The sequence below is a fragment of the Bacillus sp. 491mf genome (assembly GCF_900112415.1).
Classification (GTDB): domain Bacteria; phylum Bacillota; class Bacilli; order Bacillales; family Bacillaceae_G; genus Bacillus_A.
In genome coordinates this window covers 1-20892 of the sequence record NZ_FOLV01000053.1, presented here as the reverse complement: position 1 = coordinate 20892, position 20892 = coordinate 1, and the positions used below count along the sequence as shown (strand labels likewise).

The 20892-nt window shown below is 36.1% G+C and carries 24 protein-coding genes and 1 pseudogene; 4 read left to right on the top strand and 21 right to left on the bottom strand.

The annotated features are described in order from the left end of the window. Positions 1–486: 486 nt before the first annotated feature. Both BM211_RS23805 and BM211_RS23800 read right to left on the bottom strand, forming a co-directional pair. Positions 487–753 carry an ArsR/SmtB family transcription factor gene (locus BM211_RS23805; RefSeq protein ID WP_090999915.1) on the bottom strand — a complete coding sequence of 89 codons (267 nt, stop codon included), beginning with the start codon at positions 751–753 and terminating at the stop codon, positions 487–489. Between the two features lie 148 nt (positions 754–901). Beyond that, complete coding sequence (locus BM211_RS23800; RefSeq protein WP_090999913.1) at positions 902–1789, bottom strand: thioester domain-containing protein; 888 nt, start codon at positions 1787–1789, stop codon at positions 902–904. Positions 1790–1967: 178 nt separating this feature from the next. Between BM211_RS23800 and BM211_RS23795 the strand changes: the two genes are divergently transcribed. Then, positions 1968–2570 (top strand): DedA family protein, encoded by a 603-nt coding sequence (locus tag BM211_RS23795; protein WP_035433197.1) that lies wholly within the window; start codon positions 1968–1970, stop codon positions 2568–2570. Positions 2571–2617: 47 nt separating this feature from the next. On the opposite strand, the gene BM211_RS23790 is transcribed toward BM211_RS23795, so the two are convergent. The 4 genes from BM211_RS23790 to BM211_RS23775 all read right to left on the bottom strand — a co-directional run bounded on the left by BM211_RS23790 (position 2618) and on the right by BM211_RS23775 (position 5484). Continuing rightward, positions 2618–2740, bottom strand: a complete 123-nt coding sequence (locus BM211_RS23790) for a DUF4023 domain-containing protein (RefSeq protein ID WP_035433200.1) — start codon at positions 2738–2740, stop codon at positions 2618–2620. A gap of 66 nt (positions 2741–2806) precedes the next feature. After that, a complete protein-coding gene (locus tag BM211_RS23785) occupies positions 2807–3865 on the bottom strand; it encodes an endonuclease/exonuclease/phosphatase family protein (protein WP_090999910.1) in 1059 nt (352 codons plus the stop codon). 311 nt (positions 3866–4176) lie between these two features. Continuing rightward, complete coding sequence (locus BM211_RS23780; protein WP_090999908.1) at positions 4177–4779, bottom strand: nitroreductase family protein; 603 nt, start codon at positions 4777–4779, stop codon at positions 4177–4179. A 54-nt stretch (positions 4780–4833) separates the two neighbouring features. Then, positions 4834–5484: a DsbA family oxidoreductase gene (locus BM211_RS23775; RefSeq protein ID WP_035433210.1), complete on the bottom strand. Its 651-nt coding sequence runs from the start codon at positions 5482–5484 to the stop codon at positions 4834–4836. A gap of 316 nt (positions 5485–5800) precedes the next feature. On the opposite strand from BM211_RS23775, the gene BM211_RS23770 reads away from it, so the two are divergent. Then, on the top strand, positions 5801–6112 hold the full coding sequence (locus BM211_RS23770; RefSeq protein ID WP_035433213.1) for a heavy metal-binding domain-containing protein: 312 nt from the start codon (positions 5801–5803) through the stop codon (positions 6110–6112). Positions 6113–6650: 538 nt separating this feature from the next. On the opposite strand, the gene BM211_RS23760 is transcribed toward BM211_RS23770, so the two are convergent. The 5 genes from BM211_RS23760 to BM211_RS23740 all read right to left on the bottom strand — a co-directional run bounded on the left by BM211_RS23760 (position 6651) and on the right by BM211_RS23740 (position 11050). Continuing rightward, entirely contained in the window at positions 6651–8123 is a 1473-nt protein-coding gene (locus BM211_RS23760; RefSeq protein ID WP_090999917.1) for a HAMP domain-containing sensor histidine kinase, read from the bottom strand. Between the two features lie 25 nt (positions 8124–8148). Beyond that, a complete protein-coding gene (locus tag BM211_RS23755) occupies positions 8149–8850 on the bottom strand; it encodes a response regulator transcription factor (RefSeq protein ID WP_090999906.1) in 702 nt (233 codons plus the stop codon). A gap of 69 nt (positions 8851–8919) precedes the next feature. After that, the gene (locus BM211_RS23750; protein WP_090999904.1) at positions 8920–9504 is read right to left on the bottom strand and encodes a DedA family protein; all 585 of its coding nucleotides are present in this window, start codon (positions 9502–9504) and stop codon (positions 8920–8922) included. Beyond that, positions 9491–10081, bottom strand: coding sequence for a class I SAM-dependent methyltransferase (locus tag BM211_RS23745; protein WP_090999902.1), 591 nt, complete (start codon positions 10079–10081; stop codon positions 9491–9493). The genes BM211_RS23750 and BM211_RS23745 overlap by 14 nt, the downstream gene beginning before the upstream one ends. A gap of 228 nt (positions 10082–10309) precedes the next feature. Beyond that, complete coding sequence (locus tag BM211_RS23740) at positions 10310–11050, bottom strand: SDR family NAD(P)-dependent oxidoreductase (RefSeq protein ID WP_090999900.1); 741 nt, start codon at positions 11048–11050, stop codon at positions 10310–10312. A 172-nt stretch (positions 11051–11222) separates the two neighbouring features. On the opposite strand from BM211_RS23740, the gene BM211_RS23735 reads away from it, so the two are divergent. After that, entirely contained in the window at positions 11223–12041 is an 819-nt protein-coding gene (locus BM211_RS23735) for a LysR family transcriptional regulator (RefSeq protein ID WP_035433225.1), read from the top strand. 3 nt (positions 12042–12044) lie between these two features. On the opposite strand, the gene BM211_RS26610 is transcribed toward BM211_RS23735, so the two are convergent. The 9 genes and pseudogenes from BM211_RS26610 to BM211_RS23695 form a co-directional block, all read right to left on the bottom strand. Continuing rightward, complete coding sequence (locus tag BM211_RS26610; RefSeq protein ID WP_156107939.1) at positions 12045–12221, bottom strand: hypothetical protein; 177 nt, start codon at positions 12219–12221, stop codon at positions 12045–12047. Between the two features lie 358 nt (positions 12222–12579). Continuing rightward, a complete protein-coding gene (locus BM211_RS23730) occupies positions 12580–12915 on the bottom strand; it encodes a zinc ribbon domain-containing protein YjdM (RefSeq protein ID WP_035433227.1) in 336 nt (111 codons plus the stop codon). Between the two features lie 115 nt (positions 12916–13030). Next, positions 13031–13189, bottom strand: coding sequence for a XapX domain-containing protein (locus BM211_RS23725; RefSeq protein ID WP_035433229.1), 159 nt, complete (start codon positions 13187–13189; stop codon positions 13031–13033). Between the two features lie 301 nt (positions 13190–13490). Next, positions 13491–15599 carry a GW domain-containing glycosaminoglycan-binding protein gene (locus BM211_RS27655; protein ID WP_090999898.1) on the bottom strand — a complete coding sequence of 703 codons (2109 nt, stop codon included), beginning with the start codon at positions 15597–15599 and terminating at the stop codon, positions 13491–13493. A 112-nt stretch (positions 15600–15711) separates the two neighbouring features. Beyond that, complete coding sequence (locus BM211_RS23715; protein ID WP_035433231.1) at positions 15712–16680, bottom strand: nuclease-related domain-containing protein; 969 nt, start codon at positions 16678–16680, stop codon at positions 15712–15714. A gap of 307 nt (positions 16681–16987) precedes the next feature. Then, positions 16988–17503 carry a spermidine N1-acetyltransferase gene (speG, locus tag BM211_RS23710; RefSeq protein WP_035433233.1) on the bottom strand — a complete coding sequence of 172 codons (516 nt, stop codon included), beginning with the start codon at positions 17501–17503 and terminating at the stop codon, positions 16988–16990. A 160-nt stretch (positions 17504–17663) separates the two neighbouring features. After that, a pseudogene (locus BM211_RS23705) lies at positions 17664–17786 on the bottom strand (DedA family protein); the annotation flags it as partial. After that, positions 17786–18364, bottom strand: coding sequence for a class I SAM-dependent methyltransferase (locus BM211_RS23700; RefSeq protein ID WP_090999896.1), 579 nt, complete (start codon positions 18362–18364; stop codon positions 17786–17788). The pseudogene BM211_RS23705 and the gene BM211_RS23700, both read right to left, overlap by 1 nt. Before the next feature lie 194 nt (positions 18365–18558). Further along, complete coding sequence (locus BM211_RS23695; protein WP_035433236.1) at positions 18559–19431, bottom strand: YitT family protein; 873 nt, start codon at positions 19429–19431, stop codon at positions 18559–18561. A 361-nt stretch (positions 19432–19792) separates the two neighbouring features. On the opposite strand from BM211_RS23695, the gene BM211_RS23690 reads away from it, so the two are divergent. Then, complete coding sequence (locus BM211_RS23690) at positions 19793–19996, top strand: hypothetical protein (RefSeq protein WP_090999894.1); 204 nt, start codon at positions 19793–19795, stop codon at positions 19994–19996. A gap of 575 nt (positions 19997–20571) precedes the next feature. Here the strand turns inward: BM211_RS23690 and BM211_RS23685 are convergent. Next, on the bottom strand, positions 20572–20892 hold a 321-nt coding region (locus BM211_RS23685), incomplete at its 5' end, for a thiol-activated cytolysin C-terminal domain-containing protein (RefSeq protein ID WP_035433242.1).

Below are 20892 nucleotides of genomic sequence, written 5' to 3'. Positions count from 1 at the left end.
CCTTCAAAATACTCTAAATTGCAAACGCTTACAAGAAAAAACGTTATGTCACATTTTCTAACACGGAAATATAATCCATTAAAAAAGCACAATTCTCTCTATCCGAATTGTGCTTTTTGATATGATTTTATATAAGTCGCTGCGCGGTAGGAAAAGACTCTGACCGCTCCTATACATAGCCAGTAAAATGCTTTTCTGCCCTTTTTTCATAAAGTGACTAAGTAGTTATCAAATTTCTTCTCTCGATAAAGTGAAACTTCCGTCAGTGGGGGTTTTCTTCATCCCCCACTGACGGTTAGTTGAACCAATCGGGCTTTTACGGGCAGTTATCCCCCACCTATCTTCTTTGCTTCTTTCTGAATCTTGAGGTGGGGGTCTTACTGCCCGTTAATGCGGGATAAATCGGTTAACAGTCTAATATTGTATTTTAGAGCCTACAATACAATATTAGACTGTTAAAAAATATAAGAACTCCATCATTTCCATTTAAATGATATTAGCTACAATCATCTTCGTACGACTATCTACTACTTCATAATAAATTTCTAGCCCTTTTCGAGTACCTGCGACGATCTTAGCAGCTTTCAACTTAGCTAAATGTTGACTAATCGTACTTTGAGGCATTCCTAATTTTTCATACATTGTCGTTACATTCGTAGGGCCTTTTGTAAGCAGTGTTTCAACTAAGCATAAACGTACAGGATGTGCTAATACCTTTAAGGTTCCAGCAATACTTTCATATTTTTCTATCATTTACCTCTTCTCCTCTTATATATGTGTTTATAACCTTCCTCTTTATATTATTCGAAGGGACATGTGATTTTATGTCCGTCGTTTTAAAAAAATTTTAGAAATTAAAAATCCCAACGCTTATACTAACTCGAAGCGTTGGGATTTGTTATTATTTTTTATATTTAGAAGGTGCTGGCGCTTCCCAATTTACTAACAAATCAGGACTCGCTTTTTCTTCTTCACGCTCTAAAAGAACTGTTGCATCTTGGATTGCAGGGGTACCTTTATATTTAATGGCTTGTAACTTCGAAAGGTTTGCAACAACTTTAAAACTAAATTCGCCTTTTTTTGTTGCTTTTGGAATTAAAACACGAAATTTTTCTCCTACGTTAAACTGTGTTTTTGCTTCACCATTTTCATTTACAAACTTTACGCCTTCAGGTGCATTCGTTGCTTGCACTTGATACGTACCTTTTTTTGCATTTGTTTCTACTGTATATAAATCGGTTTCAAAGAAATCATTTTTTAACGTTGCTGTTTGCTTTTCTGTCGGAGTCACATTCATCGTAATCTCTTGCACTTCTTGACTCTTCTGTGCATTCGCAATAATTTCTTTCACTGCTCTTCCTACATTTTTATTGCGATGCTCTAAATCATTGATATCGATTTGCTTCAACGCATCCCATACAGCTAACTGCGTTGCATAATGCGCTTCTTCCCAAGTCGATACACCGAGTTCTTGTGGACTTTTTTGTGGATACCCATTAAGTAATACACGATATACTGCAACATCCGTTTTTCCTATTTCAGGTAAATCCTGGCCACTTGGCGATTTTAAATGCACATTTAAACAAAAGGCAATTTTTCCATCGGCTGTTTTAATGAGCTCAGTTCGAATTGGTTTCTTTAAAGATTTACTATAACTCCAATCCATTTGATATTTCGTATGATCCATTACTTCTGCAAATGCCTTTTCAAGCGGAAAAACGAGATTTGTTATGATGAATAACGCGCACACTAAGGCAATCCACAACTTATATGGTTGTTTTAAAATCATGCTTACAACTCCTCTTTAGATTGTATAAGGAAAATAACAAATTTAATATCTTTAGTATTTAATTGCGAGACGTTTTTATGCATGCTTTCTCATACAAAGTAAATAATTCCGTATAGTAATGAGTACATATAATTGGGTGAAACTAAAAAGAATACATAGTAATGGATGGTGATCACAAATAGAACAGCACTTAAATTATGTCATATCACATTATGGATATTTCGGACTAATCATGGCGTTAGTGGGAGGAATTATCGGATTACCGATACCAGATGAAACGTTATTAACTTTTGTAGGATATTATATATATCAAGGGAAAATGAACTTCTTTATCGCCTTATTAAGCGCATGGTTTGGCTCTGTAGTTGGAATCTCGCTTAGTTACATATTAGGAAAAAGACTCGGGCTTCCCTTCTTAAAGAAATTCGGCCCTAAAATGCACATTACAGAAAGCAAAATTGCCCGGACACAAACGCTCTTTCAAAAAATCGGTCCCACTTTACTGATTTTTGGCTATTTCATCCCAGGAGTGCGACACGTTACTGCCTATTTAACCGGTATTTCTCGCCTGCGCATTCGAACATTTTGCCTTTACGCTTATTTAGGAGCATTCATATGGAGCTTTACCTTCATTCAATTAGGATTCGTATTCGGGAAAGATTGGCATCTCATTAGCCACTCCATTCACCGCTATGGCTTGATTTTATTAATTGCGTTAGTCGTTCTTACAGCTTTGGCTTTTCTATACATTCGCCGAAAAAAAACAAATGCAACGCACTAAAAATTTGAAAACCCATCTTCAATACAGAAGATGGGTTTTCTTATCTCTTATTTATGCGTTTTATTCGGCTTCTTTTTACCTGGATTTCCGTTACCTTGGCGCTTTTTATTACGTTCTGCTTTCTCTTGTGTATCGTGCAATTTCTCTACAAAATTACTACTGTTATCCACTGTTGTAGCCTCCTTGGTTATCGTTCTTTTGTTACTATAACCAAGGACAGATAAAATCATGAGATATTATTTTAACTTAAACACCGCACTCACCGGATTATGATCGCTATTTTCAAACTTCAGATCATTTCCATGTACATTTACGATTTCTACATTTGGTGAAACTAAAAACCCATCAATAATCGTAACGAAATTCTCGCCTTCTACATATTTCTTCACATCATCGCGAACGGTCCAAACAGTAGGGTCTACTGCCCATTGGAACCCACCGTCTGTGAAATCTTTTGGCAATTGTACTAACCATTCAGGCCATGATTTTTGAAACTTCGGATCTTTTAGCTGTACATCAGAGACTAATTGATTCCAATCACCGCCGAGTACCACATAGTCACCGTTTTTATAGTGTTTGTTCATATACTCTTTCAAATAATCAACTTGTTGTCTTCTTATTTTTCCGCCTTTATCATAAGCAGATAAATGAAGATTGACGAGTCTTAAATACTTTCCATTACTCACAGGAATTTTATGTTCAACGATTGCTCGGTCTAAATCAAATAATTGTTTTGGCCAAGGTTCTCTCCCCGGCAGTTGAAATCTTGTTGCTGCATCAATCTTATACTTAGAAAACGAACTCATTCCCGAATTCGCATATCCCATCGGATTAGTAATTGGAACGGGTACCCACTGTGCATGATAATTATATCCGAAAGAAGATTCATAGTTTTTCAAACCATTCTTAAATACGTCATATTCATTCACATCAAACGATCTTGATGATTTTGTATCTACCTCTTGCAATAAGAAGAAATCAGAATCTTGTTTTTGTAAAAAGGATAGCATGTTGTTAAGATTTTTTTCTGTTTGTTCTTTACTGCTAGAACGAGAGCCTTTTCCCCCATCCATAAAAAAGTCTTGATCTTTATCCAAACCAGCATAGCCTATGTTAAAAGTCGTCGCTGTAAATGTATCTCCCTGTTTTAAAACCTTGTCATTCTTATTTTCTACATTTAATTTCTGAACACTAACAGGTTTCTCATCCGTAATCATAATATAAGCTAAAAATATAGCTACACTACCTACCGCTAATGCTACTAACCATAAAAGCACTTTAAATATCTTCTTCAAATGAATAACTCCTTTTTATATTAAAATAAATGTTTATAAAAAAATATACTGTGAATTCCCCTCCCTGTAATAAATAAAAAATAATTAAAAATATTCTGTATTATCAATCGATAAATATTCCTTATTTCATAAGGAAGCAAGATTATTTTATCACATTAACTATCCAAACTCCCATATAATATTGAACAAACAATAATGTAATCAAATTTTTAAACATTATATAAATATAAAAAAACGCCTCTAATTTTTGAGACGTTTTTTCTTTAAATATAGTCATACTCCTGTTTTTAAGTTAAAATCATTTGCTCTTCTTAATAAAATTTCACTACATCTTCATAAGGTAAAAACGTTCTTTCACCTGGCTGCTCATCTGGTTCGCCGAATGGCATTTGCGCTACTAGGCTCCACTCTGCTGGAATGTTCCAAGTTTGTTTTACTTCTTCGTCAACAATTGGATTGTAGTGTTGCAGGGACGCTCCGATTCCTTCTGCAGATAAAGCCATCCATGTTGCATATTGCAGCATTGCACTTCCTTGATGAGACCAAAATGGAAATTGCTCTTTATATAATGGTGCGTTTTCTTGCATCGTCTTCACAGTTTCTTGATTTTCAAAGAATAACACTGTCCCTACCCCATCACGGAATCCTTGCAGTCTTGCTGCAGTAGCCTCAAAATTTTCTGCTGGAACGAGGGCCCGAAGCGTTTCTTTTACGATATTCCAAAACTTTTCATGCTCTGCATCCATTAATACAACGAGGCGGCCACTTTGCATGTTAAAAGCTGATGGTGCGTATAAAGCTGTTTTTAAAACGTCACTTATTCTTTCTTTCGTAATGCTTTCGTTCTTTTTCACTTTACGAATAGAGCGGCGGTTCATAATAGCATCTTTAAAATTTTTTGTAGTAACTGACATGTTTCATCCCTCCAATATAATATTTTATATGTTGGTCATACACCCAATCTATTATTAACAATATCCATCTACATTACATTGCATTCCATCTAACTCATTTTCCTTACTCTTTGCTAGCTCTTGATCAATTGCTTTTGCTAATCTTTCTTTGCTCGCTAACCCTTGAATCACTTCATCACCAATAACGAATGTTGGAACAGCCATAATTTGTGCTTCTTCATAAGCATGTCGCAACGCTTCTTCTTGTACACCTTTATATTTTCTTGATACTAGCACTTCTTTAAATGCATCCTTAGGCAGCCCAACTTCATCTGCCAATTTTGTTAATACTTCAATGTCTCCAATATTTTGTTCCTCTTGGAAAAAGGCAGCAAACACTCTATCGTGAAACGCATTTCCTTTTCCATGTTCCTTCGCAAAGTGGTATCCCTCAAAAGCAAGATTTGTATATGGATGCGGAGAGATGCGAGGTAAACGCATTTCCACTCCTAATTTTTTTGCGGTAGGAGCAATGAACGAATCCCATGAACCTAACTTGTCAGGCTCTTTCCATGGATCAATTTTCGGATATGGACTTGGACGTAATTCAAATGGCACCCACTCTACTTCTACATCTTTTTCCTTTACAATCTCATCCAAAGGACCTTTTCCTAAAAAACAAAATGGACATATAAAATCAGAATACGCTTTAATTTTGACAGTCATATATATTCCCTCACTTTTTCGTTTATTCATAAGTTGTAACTATATAAGTTACATGTATAGCAAAAAAATATGCACAGCAATTGTAAAGCGACTACTAATTTTCATATTTATCACCGCTACGTTGTAACCATTATAGTTACATGCAAATTAGAAGTCAAGCGATCTAAAAAAGGTATTTCGAACTATGACTTATGAAACATTACAAAAGTGTCATCTTTATGTAAGGTTATAAGATAGTTGCTTTACTGTTTCCATGTAATAATGAGAGCATAAGAAACAACAATAAACTTTCAGAGATTATAGGAGCGTGTTGATAATGATCGTAACAACAACTAATACAATTCAAGGAAAAGAAATTATTGAGTATGTAGACATCGTAAACGGCGAAGCAATTATGGGTGCAAATATCGTACGTGATCTCTTCGCTTCTGTTCGTGACGTTGTAGGTGGCCGTGCTGGTGCATACGAAAGTAAATTAAAAGAAGCGCGTGACATCGCGATGGAAGAAATGAAACAACTTGCTACGCAAAAAGGTGCAAATGCAATCGTTGGTATCGATGTAGACTACGAAGTTGTTCGTGACGGAATGTTAATGGTTGCCGTAAGCGGTACAGCTGTACGTGTGTAAATAGTAAAGTAGGAGCACCTCATTGGAGATTGAGGTGCTTTTTCTTTTTAGTGAAATGTTGTAAAGTAGCCCCCTACTTCGCGAAGGGCTACTTACCACGATTTTGTTGAATTTTATAACGGGTTATCCTCGCTAAATGAAAACACGGAAAAGATACAACACTTAATAGTAATAAATTCGGTAGTGGATGTTTAACAAAAGAGTATACGAGAAATACCGCGATTACCAAACATACAGAACTAAAAATAGCTGAAATCAAACTTTTTTTAAAGATGTTTTCAGTCTGGCTCATCTCTAATTCTCCTATCTTTTTTCATCCTTATGATTACCTAATATTATTGTTGCTGCCCCTTTTCTCGGTTCCCTACAGCCCAAGCTAAAAACAAAATCGAACTAGTTATTGCAACCGCTGTGAACATTCCCATTACCATTTCCCCTTACTTTAAGTAGTATTACCCATATAATACCATTACATAGTTTTACAAATCATTACCAAAATCCATATATTTCTAATAATTGCTACATTCTTCATAAAACGTCACTCCACCACAACCGGCAATACAATAATAAACTGAACTACCCCGTTCTCATATTCCGCCCGAATTTCTCCGCCTTCTAGTTCCACAATGCTTTTCGCAATCGCAAGTCCAAGCCCTGAGCCTTCTGACACTCGACTTCTTGATTGATCTTTTTTATAGAAGCGTTCAAACAAGTTCTCTAACTCCTCTTTTGTAAACTCTTCACTTTCGTTTGCAATAGAAATGCGAATGTTACGTCGCTCTCTTTGAAACGAAACGATAATTTCTCCCTCATCTTTACTATACTTAATGGCATTCATTAATAAATTATCAAACACGCGGACCATTTTTTCTGAATCCAAGGAAGCGTATAAACGATCTTCGGGAAATTCTTTCACAAAGGAAAGACCATGTTCCTCTGCTTGCGGTACAAGTTCTTCAATTAATTGATCAAGAAGTTCGTTTACGCACACTTCTTGTTTTTCTAACATAATTTTTTCATTTTTTAACTTTGTGTATTCAAATAAATCTTCTATTAAGTTCTTTAACTGCTCTGACTTTGAAAAGGCAATTTTTATATACTCATCGTATTGTTCTCTATTTTCATATTTGGTATCACGTAATAAACGCAAGTATCCCATAATCGAAGTAAGTGGTGTTCGTAAATCATGCGATACATTGGTAATTAATTCATTTTTTTGCTTTTCAATTTTTCGTTCTTTTTCAATATTCACCATAAGCTCTTCTGCCATATGATTAATATTCTCTGTTAATAAAGCCATTTCATCTTTACCCTTTTTTTCAATCCGATATGCTAAGTTTCCCTTTGCAATCTCTTTCACGCCTTCTGCCATTGCTTCAATTTGCTTCATCTTTCGCTTCGTTATATAAAAGAAAGAAGCTAAAAAAACAACAAAACCAACAAAAAATGGAAATGGGCTATCATTCTGAACTTCTATAATATCTCCTTGTGGTATACCACTTGCAATTAAATACATGTTTTTCTCTTGAATTGTAACAGGATAAAAAGTTGTAAATTCTTTACGCTTACTTTCATGTATTATATCTTGATCTTCATAACTAGAGCGATTTATTTTAAAGCTCATGATATTACGAATGGTACTATGAAGATTAATCTGTTCTTCCTGAGCCCCTTTTGTCTTATAGACAACTTTTCCATCCTCATCTACAATTAAAACTTTCAATGTTCTCTGATACTCTGGCCATTCAAGAATTTCTTGTACGTTAATTAAAGCACCCTCTCTTGTAATAACCCCAACAAGTCTTTCTGCGGTTGTATCTATTCCTCGCATACCTGACGAATAATCAATTACAGCATTTTTATTGACACCTTGAAAAAATGGGGACGAGGCCCATCCTCCTATCACGCCAAGTAAAATACAAAAAGCAAACGTAACCATTAGTTGTACACGTATACTTTGTTGTACTCCTCTTACAATTTTATATATTATTTTTTTTAAAGTTCGAACCATCCAACCAATCGGCCTGAATATGTTTTTAACTATCTTTCTCAATCTTATATCCCACTCCCCACACTGTTTTTATATACCGAGGTTTCCTTGGGTTTTCTTCTGTCTTCTCGCGAATTTTCCGAATATGTACCATGACAGTATTATCAGATTGAAAGGAATGTTCTTTCCAAATGCGTTCATAAATTTGATCCGCACTAAATACCATCCCGCGATTTCTCGCCAGTAACTCTAAAATAGAGAATTCCCTCGGTGTCAGTTTCACTTCATCATGCCCCACAATCACTTCATGCGTTGCAACGTTTATTTTCATATCGCCAACTTCAATTTCATTTTCATTTTGGATAAAGCCGCCGCTCATTTTCATATACCTACGAAGCTGTGACTTAATTCGCGCAATCAATTCTAATGGATTAAAAGGTTTCGTTACATAATCATCCGCTCCGGTTGTTAACCCTAAAATTTTGTCCATGTCTTGCGTTTTAGCCGATAACATAATAATTGGCATCTCAGCTATTTCTCTTACTTTCATACACATATGAATACCGTCTAGTTTCGGCATCATAATATCTAATACAACTAAATGTACTTGCTGCTTTTGTAATATTTCTACCCCCTCTGCACCATCCCCAGCTTGCAACACTTCATATCCTTCATTCTTCAAATAAATTGCAATCAAATCACGAATTTCTTTTTCATCATCTACAACAAGTATTGTTTCTCGACTCACAATCTCTCCTCCAACATTATCAATCTATTATAGGGATATTTTAACAAATAAATTTAAGATTTTGTTACATTACCCTTTATTCTCTCTGCCTATGTAGTACACACCGAACATTAACATAAGAACACTCCCAAAAATGAAACCATAATTCGTTGTAAGTTCTACAATGTAATTGATATTGCCTCCAAACATATACCCGAGCATAAAATAGCATAACGTCCAAACAAACCCTGTCATATATGAATACAAAGCATACGTTTTAAATGACATATTGTTGATTCCAACTAAATAAGGAACGATATGTCTTACTACTGGTATAAAATAGCTGATTACTAATGCATAATGTCCATATCGATCAAGCAATGCTTGTGACTTCCAAAGATACTTTGCCTTCTTCTTTTTCATCAATGCATCCAGAACTTTCGAACCTACTGTCTTTCCAAGGATATACCCTAAAGAAAGTCCTGATACAACGCCGAAATACGTTAACAGAAAGGCTGGAATTGGCATTAATATATGCATGGATGAAACCAATCCGCCGCTCATCACGATCATTTCATCAGGGAGCGGCATACCAACAATCCCTAACCATAAACAAAAAAACAAAGCACCGTAACCGTAATGCTGAATATATGATAACAACTCATGTAACTCCATACTTAACAGCACTCCCTACTTCTTTTCTACAATCTAGCACATAAGCTGGCGGGAAATTAAACCAAACCTTTGTAACAGATACTTTCGGAAAAAAAGTTTGTATAAACGATTTCCGGGTGAGCGAATATTGAAATGTGATAAACTCACCATGTTCTTGTAACACATTCATCACATTGCTTAAAATACGTGATGATACTTCCATCGGTAACGAGGTAAATGGTAAACCGGATAATACATAATCGACCTTGTCTATCTGTAGCTCTCTCATGTACGTTTGTATATTTTCAGCCGATCCGTGGATAACGAAAACATTTGGATCATTCCCAAACTGCTTCTGCAAATCCCTCACAAAAACTTCATTAATTTCAATCAGAATAAACGTGGTGTGTTTCCGTTTTCGCTTCATAATTTCTCTTGTAAAAACCCCTGTACCTGGCCCTAATTCCACAATGTACCTTGCATCTTCAAAATGAATTGCATCCACCATTTTTTTCGCTAATAGTTTCGAACTCGGTGCAATCGCTCCAATGTGTTTAGGATGCTTGATAAACTCAGCTAAAAATGTAATAAGTTGCATGAAACCCCACCTCGTTTCATCGATATTGTATAGGTCTCAGTATAAATTGCATTTCTTAACAAATAATGGGGAGGTTTCTTAATTTTTTCTTAAGAAACCTCCCCTATAAGAATTCCCTTTATCTACTGCTTTACGCTACCGATTCATTCTTCCAAAATGAAAAAAGTGCAATCATCTGAATCATACAAAGTGGCAACAAAGTTCATGCCAACATCAATTCCTACAACTTCAAAGCGTCTGTCCATTATCAATTGTAAATATCTGTCCCGTAATCGATTCTTGCGTCAATTGAAACAAAATCACCTCAGCAATTTCATCAGGCGTTGAAATTCTTTGCAGTGGTATGTTCCCGGCAAGTTCTTGCATCTTCTCTTCATAATTTGCCCACCATCTTGTATGAACTGCACCAGGGGCGATACTATTTACTCTAATCTGAGGCGCGAGTGAAATAGCTAACGATTTTGTCATCGTATGAATAGCCCCTTTTGTTACTGCATACGGAACAGACGAACCTAGCCCAGTTATTCCAGCAACGCTTCCTATATTCACAATTGCACCTGCCCCTTGCTTCTTCATATAAGGAACAACAGCCTTTATGCAATGAAACATCCCTTTCACATTTACGTTGAAAAGAGAATCCCACACTTCATCTGTTACAGACTGCAAATCATTCATCGGTATTTGTGCTGTTATACTCGCATTGTTTACTAAAGCATCTACCGCACCAAAAGATTTCACAGTTTGTAAGACCATGTCTTCTACTTCTGTCCCTATTGCAACATCAGCTTTTAAAACGAGAGCTGTACCTCCGCGCTTTACAATTTCGTCCCTTGTTTCTACCGCTTCTTTTTCCGAACGGCTGTAATTGATGACAACTTTCGCCCCTGCATCTGCTAGCTTCAAAGCCGTCGCTCTTCCGATACCAGTACCGCCGCCTGTTATTATGACTACTTTACCTTTTAGCTCCATTGTCCCTTCTCCTCTTCTTATCATATTTGTTATCCAGCTATTCGCGGACAGTAAGCTCCCCACTGATGGAAGTTTCACTTTACCACTCATTGTATCCTTGCTATTACAAAAGGTATAATACTGAATAATGAGGTTGATATCATTTCAAATGATATCAGTGGAGGGATTAATTTTGGAAAGTCATGACTTATGGATTTTTAAACATGTTGCCGAATTACAATCTATCTCTAGGGCCGCCGAAAAACTCGGATATGTGCAGCCAAATATTAGCCAGCGCATAAAAAGCTTAGAAGAAGAACTAGGTGTCAAATTACTGGAGCGTAATAATAGAGGCGTAACATTGACTGAAGACGGAAAAATTTTGTTGAATTATACAAACCAAATTATGATGTTAATGGACGAAGCAAAATCAAAACTAAACCCTAAAAGATGGCGAGAATCTTTAATTATCGGAGCACCGCAAACCATTTCCGCTGTAAAAGTTCCACGACTGCTTGCTTCTTTTTTACAGTCTAATCACAACATAAATGTAAAGGTAAAAACGGCTAATAAACTTCAATTACAAGAAATGCTTGCCTACGGAGAGGCTGATGGAATTTTCATAAGCACTCCATACAACGATTCCCAATTCGAAAGTGCTTATCATTATTTTGAAGACATCGTACTGATTTCTTCAAATGAACAACAGCAGCCAACGCTACTTGTAAATAGCGATCCAAGTTGTATATATAGAAATAAACTATTTGATTTCGCCGAGAAACAGAATTGGATTCAACCAGCTATAATGGAATTCGATTCACTTGAATCCATGCTCCAAGCAGTTCATGCCGGGCTTGGAATAAGCATTCTACCAGCAGATGTGATAGAAAGAACGAAAGCCATTCATCATCAGAAATTACAACACAAAATGAAGATTGATTTTATTATGAAACGTGGAAAGCAAAGGTCACAAAGTTTGGAGAAGTTTATTTTATTTTTGAAGGAATTATAATGTTTACTTTTTCTTTAATAGGAAGCTGATAAAATAAACAAGACTAAAAGCGATCGTATATCCTTGTGATCCTAAAATACGATTATTTGTAATTACTCCTGTATGAATATACCGAACGAGTAAGTTAACTATAAAGATAAAAACAACGAGTCCAATCCATAAAACGGGCTTTAATTTCATACTCTTAGCCTCCTATCATAAAACATAAGAATTCTTACAATATTGTAAGAATCTTGTTAGGCAATTCGATGTTTCCGTTTCTTCATTCCATGTATGCTAAAGCTAGAGAATATGACAAAGGAGCGGATTCTGATGAATGAAAATCAAGATTTATTATTTACCCAAATCGTTACTTGTTCTTGCTTAGGCGGCTTTGTATTATTATCTTGTATCGCTGGTTTAGTCAAAGTCGTTCAACAAATTTTCATGTAATCGCCTAAAGGAGTTAGAATTCGATGTTTAGAAAAAAGAAAACAGATTAAAAAGGATTACCTCTTATAAATATACAAGGTAATCCTTTTTAATTTCTATCCATACTTTATGCTTTTTTCACAAATTCAGATTTTAGTTTCATCGGTCCGAAACCATCGATTTTACAATCAATATCATGATCGCCATCAACTAAACGAATATTTTTTACTTTCGTACCGATTTTTACAACTAATGAAGTTCCTTTTACTTTTAAATCTTTAATTACTGTTACAGAATCACCATCTTGTAACACATTTCCATTTGCATCTTTAATTACTTTTTCATCTTCGTTATTTCCCGCTTCTAACGCCCACTCATGCGCACATTCTGGGCAAACAAACAGAACTCCATCTTCGTAAGTGTATTCTGAATTACACTTTGGGCAATTTGGTAAATTTGACATTAGTTTAGTTCCTCCACTCGATATTTATACTTTTCTATACTGCCATAGTCTTCTTTTATTGACAACCCTACCTAAGCATAACAAAAAAAGGAAGCCGAAATCCGCTTCCTTTTTGTTAACTCCAAAAGAATTGAACGATCTTCATTCCTGCCCATACCCCAACGATCCCCATAATTGCAGAGAAAACGGGCGGTGCAGGAATTGGGAGCTTTAATAACGTAAAGATTACCCCCACGATTAATCCTGCTAAAGTTGACATTATAATTTCATGCATATTGTCTTCCTCCTAGATGCTTTTTGCTAATTTATCCCGCTATTCGTGGGCAGTAATACTCCCACCTCAAAATTCAGCGAAAGTAAAGAAGTTAGGTGGGAGATAAACTGCCCGTAAAAGCCCGATTGGTGAGGGCTAATAATCAGTGGGGGACCCCCACTGATTAAAGTTTCACTTTATAAAACCCGATAATTGCTAGCACAGCTTGTATTAGCATTCCCTAAAATAGGATATTTTTCACTATAAAAAAAGGATAGAACAGGCAGTATGTAACTGCTTGTATCTATCCTTTTCTTTCTCTTTAATAATTCCCCAGCTCAGATTCAGGACTTTGAATGATCACTGGATTTTTAGCTGGATCTAGCCACTTCAAAATAGAAATAACGTCTTGCTGATCCGTGCCAGTACAGCCATGTGTATACATATCAGAAACATGGAAGAAGATTGCGCTTCCTGCTCCTGGAGTTCTATCCGTATTATAGTTAATAACAAATCCGTAATTATAAGCAGATATGTCCATATTTTCAGCACTTCTCCATTGTCCCTTCGTCGCACTGCGAGACTGCCACGTGTTGTAAAGAGCACTGTTCGAATCATCAACCCAAACGTCATCAGGCGTAATTTGGCGGAATGGCAATTTTGTACCCGGATTGCCATAACGACCAAATGCGGTACCAATCGAATATTTCCCTCGCGGCGACTGCACGACATTCTCACTCATTTTTGATGCAAATCCATCGCGGCCAATATACCCATTCATATCTAACAGCTGCTTCCAAGTACCATTTACACGTTCAAACGTACGAATGCGTGCTAAGTTCGTTCCGTAACCATTTGCCGTAACAACAATTAATTGATTATTATCACCAATTGTCCGGAACTGATCTGCAAGTGTGACCTCACCTAAACTAACCGCTCGGCTATCAATCCAACCAGTTCGGCCGTTTTGTTTAAATTGATACCATGTCACTCCGTTATAAGTTGCAGATTGTAACAAATTCAAGTTTTGATTCGCAAAATCTGCCGCAGAACCAACATAATTCGCATGCTGCATTCCATAAGGCTTCGTCCAAACTGCATTACCCGCTGCATTGGTTACATGCCCGGTTTTGTTTAATGCTTGAATATTCGTTGCACTAGAAATTGCCTTTCCATCAATCCAGCCTTCTTCATGACCATCTACTTTAAAGTAGTACCAACGTACCCCATCTTTATCTAGGCTGCGAATAATCTGAAGCGGACGACTATCATAATTACTTGCAGAGCCAACATAGGATGCACCATTTTCACCATAAGGCGTACTCCATACTCCATTACCATCTGTATCTCCAATAAGTGCGATTCGATTTTCATCTTTTATATTCGATACCGTTTTCGTAAAGACGCGCGCATCTACCCAACCTAATACTTTGTTTTCTGCCATAATTTTATTCCACGTCACAGTTCCTTTCGTAGCGCTTTGTACAACTTGGACGTTTTGATAGCTATAACGATTAGTAGAATCAACCCAACTTGCACCGTATTCACCGTAAGGAGCACTCCATATTCCGTCTCCTTTCGCGGAAAAGCCAATTACAGCAGCATAATTTTCATCTTTTACATTAGTTAAACTTGACGCTGCCTTCTCTCCATCGACCCAGCCTAACAACTTCCCATCTTTCATCACTTGGTACCAAGTTACATTCCCTCTTTTTACAGTCTTCACCACTTGAACCGTTTGATAAGCATAATCATTGGTACTTCCAACATACTGAGCACCTGCAATGCCATAAGGTACTGTCCATATCCCATTGTTATAGCTTCTTCCGATTGTAATTGTAAAATTGGCAGCCTGCACTTCTCCAGCATTATCTAACGCATTGCGATCGATCCAGCCGATGACTTTGCCACCTACACTAAATTTATACCACTGCACACCGCCATATGTAGCGCTTTCTACTAATTGAATATCTCGGTAAGTGTAAAGATCCGTTGAACCTACATAATTCGCACCCGCTACACCGTAAGGCATTGACCATACACCATTAGTTCCCGTTGCCCCCATCACAGCAGTTTGATTCATTGTTTGGACATTTTGCAAACCGCTTAACGCCCTGCTATCAAGCCAACCAATCACTTGGCCATCTATCCGAAATTGATACCATACTACATTATTCACTGTCATCTTCTGAACCAATTGAACATCTCGACCTACATAATCATTCGTAGATCCTACATAATTCGCACCCGCTAATCCATAAGGAAGTGTCCAAATAGAATTCCCTGTCGTCCATGCCACAATTTGATTCTCTTGTACGCTAGTCGCAGGAGGATTATCCGCCGCTTGAACAGGAAGTGTAAAAAGTAATAGCGCTCCTCCTGCTAGTACAACATTACTATATAAATTAGAATACAATTTCTTATTTCGCAAACCCTGCTCCCCCTAAAATCCCTGTCATTTTTCTTCTATTCTATCATTATCGATGTATGCGGTGGACAATATATCGGCGCTTCGACGAGAAAAGTCAAAATCCAAACAACGATTACTGAATTATCCCTGTTAAATCATACTTCCTTCCTTTCTTCTCGCCTTTGTAAGGCAAGTTCATTGCATGAACTAACCTTTTTATTACTGAGCTTGATGTAATGTGAAGAAATTCTTTTAACCCCTGATTCGTAACAGTCGTTCCAAGAAGGAGTGCATAATCTTGCAACGCATCCTTGTGCGCAAACTTAGAAACACTGTTACAATTCAAACAATGCCATCCATTTTTCACCTTCATTGTCGGAAGGTAGGAACACACTGGGCAGTGCACTCCTTTTAATAATTCATGTTTCGTAACATGGTATTGCTCAAGGACGTTTCGCTGTAATGGGGAATGATTCATCATCATTTGAAGCGCCAGTTCTTGTATATCTTTAGATGATAGAATCTCTACATGCATACGTTCCAAATCCTCAATTTTATTTGGCAGATTTGCACTATGAATAACGTTTTTGGAAAAATCTTGATCATGGGAAGAAGTCTTAATAATTGTACGTGGCGTACTAATGACAACGAAGGATTCAATTGGGAGGGCTAAAAATCCATATAAGTGTAACCATTTTTGAAGTTGTCTTTCTTGTCTCTTCATTTGCAAAATAGGATCTGGGAATCCTTCTGACTTTTGTTCAGATATACGAATAAGTTGACTAAATTCAGAGTCAAACAGTAGTGTACCTGCTATATTTTTAATTTCTAGCAAGAGGATAAATCGTGAGGAAAGGATAAGGGTATCCATTTGAAAATAATGATCCTGATCAAACAATCTTATATCATGTAAAATGCTGTACTCTTTATTTGGCAAAAAGCTTAGTGGATAATCAATGGCCTGTTCACCTTTATATCCCGCCTTATGTTTGGCCAAATTTTTAGAAATAGCATTCCTTTTCGGATGATCAACAGGTACTCTTCTGAATAAAGCCTCTAACTGCCGAAGATAAATTGGTATTTTCCGCTCTTTCACAATCATCTCAGCCACTCCTTTATCATATATCGGCGATTTTTTAAATATATCGACCGATTTCTCTCATATATCGGCGATTTTTTGAATATATCGGCGATTCGACACAAGATAAAGACCCATCGACAAAAAGCGCCAACTTTCACCCGCTGCCCACATAAGAAAAATCGGCATACCAATACATTATGACAAAATGGCCTCACTATACAAACAGTGACAAATTATGAATCACCATCCAAAATTCATAAAATATGAATTGTACAATTGGATATTTTGTTAGTAAATCGCAAAAAAAGCTTCCCGCTCAAAAAGACTATTATTTCATTTCTAAGTATTGATGCTGGAAAATACACATTCTGATCGCATTATGGTAGTTACCGTCAACGAAAAATTCATCTTGTAACTCACCTTCAATTATGAAGCCGACTTTTTTGTAAATATGTGTAGCTTTTTCGTTTTCTTTATCTACTACTAAATATAGTTTGTGCATATTTAATACTGAAAAAGCGTAATCCATCGCTAAACGAGTTGCACTCTCTGCATAACCATAACCTTGATACTTTGGACCGATAATAATTTGAAATTCTGTTCTTCGATGAATGTAATCAATCTCTACTAATTCAACTAATCCAATCATATTATTATCTTTTTCCACTATAAAGCGACGTTCACTTTGATCATGAATATGTTTATCATATAAATCCTGCAACTCTACAAAAGCTTCATAAGGTTCTTCAAACCAGTAAGACATAATATGTGCATTATTATTAAGCTCATGAACAAATTTCAAATCTTCTCGTTCTAAAGGGCGTAGTTTCAGTTCTTGACTCATTTTTTCAATCTCCTTTATGACTCTTTATTCACATTCTAATCCTTCAAGTAACTTGAAGGTCAATAGCATAAAGTGAAACTTCCATCAGTGGTGATTTTCTTCATCCCTCACTGATTAAAGTTTCACTTTCTCTCAACCTATTCAGTTTGTATCATTATTTCCCACCGCTCATTACAATCATTTCATCTGGAATTGGCATACCAACAATCCCAAGCCATAAACAAAAGAATAAAGCGGCATAGCCATATTGCTCGATATACGATAATAACTCATGGAGCTCCATTATGCACAAGACCTCCCCGCCTCTTTTCTACAACTAAAGACATAGGCTGGCGAAAAATTAAACCAAACTTTTTTTAACGAAATCTCTGAAAAAAAAGCTTGGATAAATTCTTTTTTTACAAGTGAATATTGAAATGTAATAAACTCTCCGCTCTCTCGTAATGATTCGATTACATTTTGTAAAATCCGCACTGATACTTCTTGCGGTAATGAAGTAAACGGCAATCCAGATAATACATAATCAACTTTTTCTATCTTTAACTCTTCCATATACTTTTGAATATTTTCAGCTGATCCATGTATGACAACAACACTTGGATCACTCGCAAATTGTTTCTGCAACTTTTTGAAAAAAACTTCATTAATTTCAATAAGGATAAATGTCGTTTCCACTTTTTTTCTTCTCATAATCTCTCGTGTAAAAGCTCCTGTTCCAGGGCCTAATTCCACAATATATTGTGCTGTTCCAAAATTAATTGCATCTACCATTTTTTTTGATAATCTATTTGAACTAGGTGCGATCGCCCCAGTATGTTTCGGATGTTTAATAAATTCGGTTAAGAATGTAATCAGTTGCATAAAATATCTCCCCCTTCATTCGATATTTATAAGATAGCTTTAAGTATAGATAGCATTTCTTAATAAATATGGGGGCGCTTTCTTAAATTTTTCTTAAGAGAGTGAAGATTTCCAAATCGGATAATACCATTTCAACAACAAAAAAAAGCATCTGGGCAGATGCTTTTTTTATGAATTCTATTTAAAAGTTATCCCTAGTGAATATCGTGTTTTTTGAAATTACCGCCCTTTACTTCCGCTACGTCATATACCGTAACAAAGGCATTTCCATCAATTTCATGAATAATTTCTTTCATTTTACTTTCTTCTAAACGGTTAATAACACATGTAATTTCTTTAAATTGTTCCTTTGAATAACCACCGTAAACTTCATTATACGTCGCACTTCGACCTAGGCGATCGCGAATGGTCTCTACCATTAATTCAGGTTCCTTTGTAATAATTTTAAATGTTTTAGAACCACTTAAACCTACTTCAACGATGTGAATAACTTTAGAAGCAATAAAGTAAGCAATTGCTGAAAGAATGGCCCCTTCAAGACCAAATACTGCGGAGACAAAAATAAAGACAAACATGTTTAAAAATAAGATGAGGTCACTTGTCCCAAAAGGTAATTTTCGAGAAAGCAATACGGCTAACATATCAATTCCATCTAATGCGCCGCCGTTACGCAACGCTAACCCCATACCAAAACCGATGATAATCCCTCCAACAACAGTAACTAACAATGTATCACCGTGAATAATCGTTGGTATTCCGTGCATAAGAACCGTACCGATTGCTAATGAAGCAATACCGATAATCGAGTAAATCGCAAAATTTCTACCAATTTGCTTATACCCTAACCAAACAAAAGGGATGTTAATGACTCCAATGAGAACGCCTAATGGTAACCCAAGTAGTTTTGAACTAACGATACTTAAACCCGTCACACCACCATCTGATACATTATTTGGGATTAATACAGATTCTAGTCCATATGCTGTTATAAATGCCCCAATAATAATCATTAATACTCGTACACCAATTTTCAGTTTATTTGGCTTATGTTTTTTGATTACGCTCATGTAATTCCTCCGTTTCAAGCTATTTTTTCTTTTCATTACTGCACTTTTTTGAATCAATTAGATTCATTCCTAATAATTATTCTAACATATTATCACCAAAATACCTCTTGATGTGCCTTCCTTCTTTAAGTATAAACCTTAACAACCCTTCCCAAAATATGAAAAGGATGTCACATTCACCTTAAATAACTGTAAAAAAACAGAAATATAATCTTACCGTTAGTTTATAAATACTTGGTATAGAATTTTTTAAATTTAGATCAAAACAAAGACTATATTTTCATAAGTCGCTATACTCGAAATTATCTAACATGAAACTTCTTCAAGATGGTATAATTATGGAAAGGAAGGTGGTTGAGCCATGAAAAAAAATATAGGTTGGAACAATCTAATGCGTTTTGTCTGGTTAGGATCTATCGGGGCACTCTTAGCAGCTTGCGCTAAATCAATTCCTAACAATATTGTATCCTGGGGACTCCTAGCTATTGGGGGTGCGCTTGCATTTGGATCTTCTCTTACAGGGCTTTACTTTCTTAAAAAAATAGAGTGTAAAAACAGATACTGATTTTTTCATATAGGAAGCATAAGATTGTCAAAACGACACTCTTATGCTTCTTTTTACATACAAAAATCGCCATAACTTAAGAAAGTCACCGCAAATACATTGGACATATTAATAACTAAACATATAGCACCGCGCTAAAATATATAGTAAATTCAAAAGAAATAATTATGAATGGACTATAAAAAAAAATACAAACCCTCCTATCAGAGAGTTTGCTCCCACGTACATCGCTTTTGAAAAAACAGCTTAAGGGGAACTGTTTTTTCCATTTTATCACACAGGTAACAGAAGTGATGTTGAGAAAGTTTTTTTCTGGTTAAAATAACCGGGAAAATTGTACGCTAATGACTACAAAACCTTGTCATTACAGCGTCTTTTTCCTTATGATTTGACTAAAAAGGCCACTTTTCGGTATGATTCAGCTCAGCAAATCGACTACTTTCATGTTGAATATCGTCGAGGAACCTTTATCCCGTGTCGAATCGCCGATCTATTACAAAGAACGGTCGATAACGGAAAAAACACTGACCCCAAAGGCACTTATGTGCCTTTGGGGTCAGCTTCTTCACTTTTACTTAGTGACTAATATTAGCATTTGGGTATAATGTTGTTCCTCCAATTGAAACTTTTATTTCATTTGTTAATGGAACATTTTGTTCATTAATAATTGTTCTCCACCATTCCCATGCAAGACCTGTACATTCTTTCGCCATAACTTTTACATTTTTCGCATTCGCTGGAAGTGGGATCACTGTATTGAAATGGGCAGTTCTGTCTCTACCGTTTCCATCCCAAGTTTTATGAGTTAATACTTCTTTTCCATTTTGATCATATGAGACTTCATCCCAAGATACATCAAATTGAGCAACATATCCACCAGTATGATCAAGCGTCAT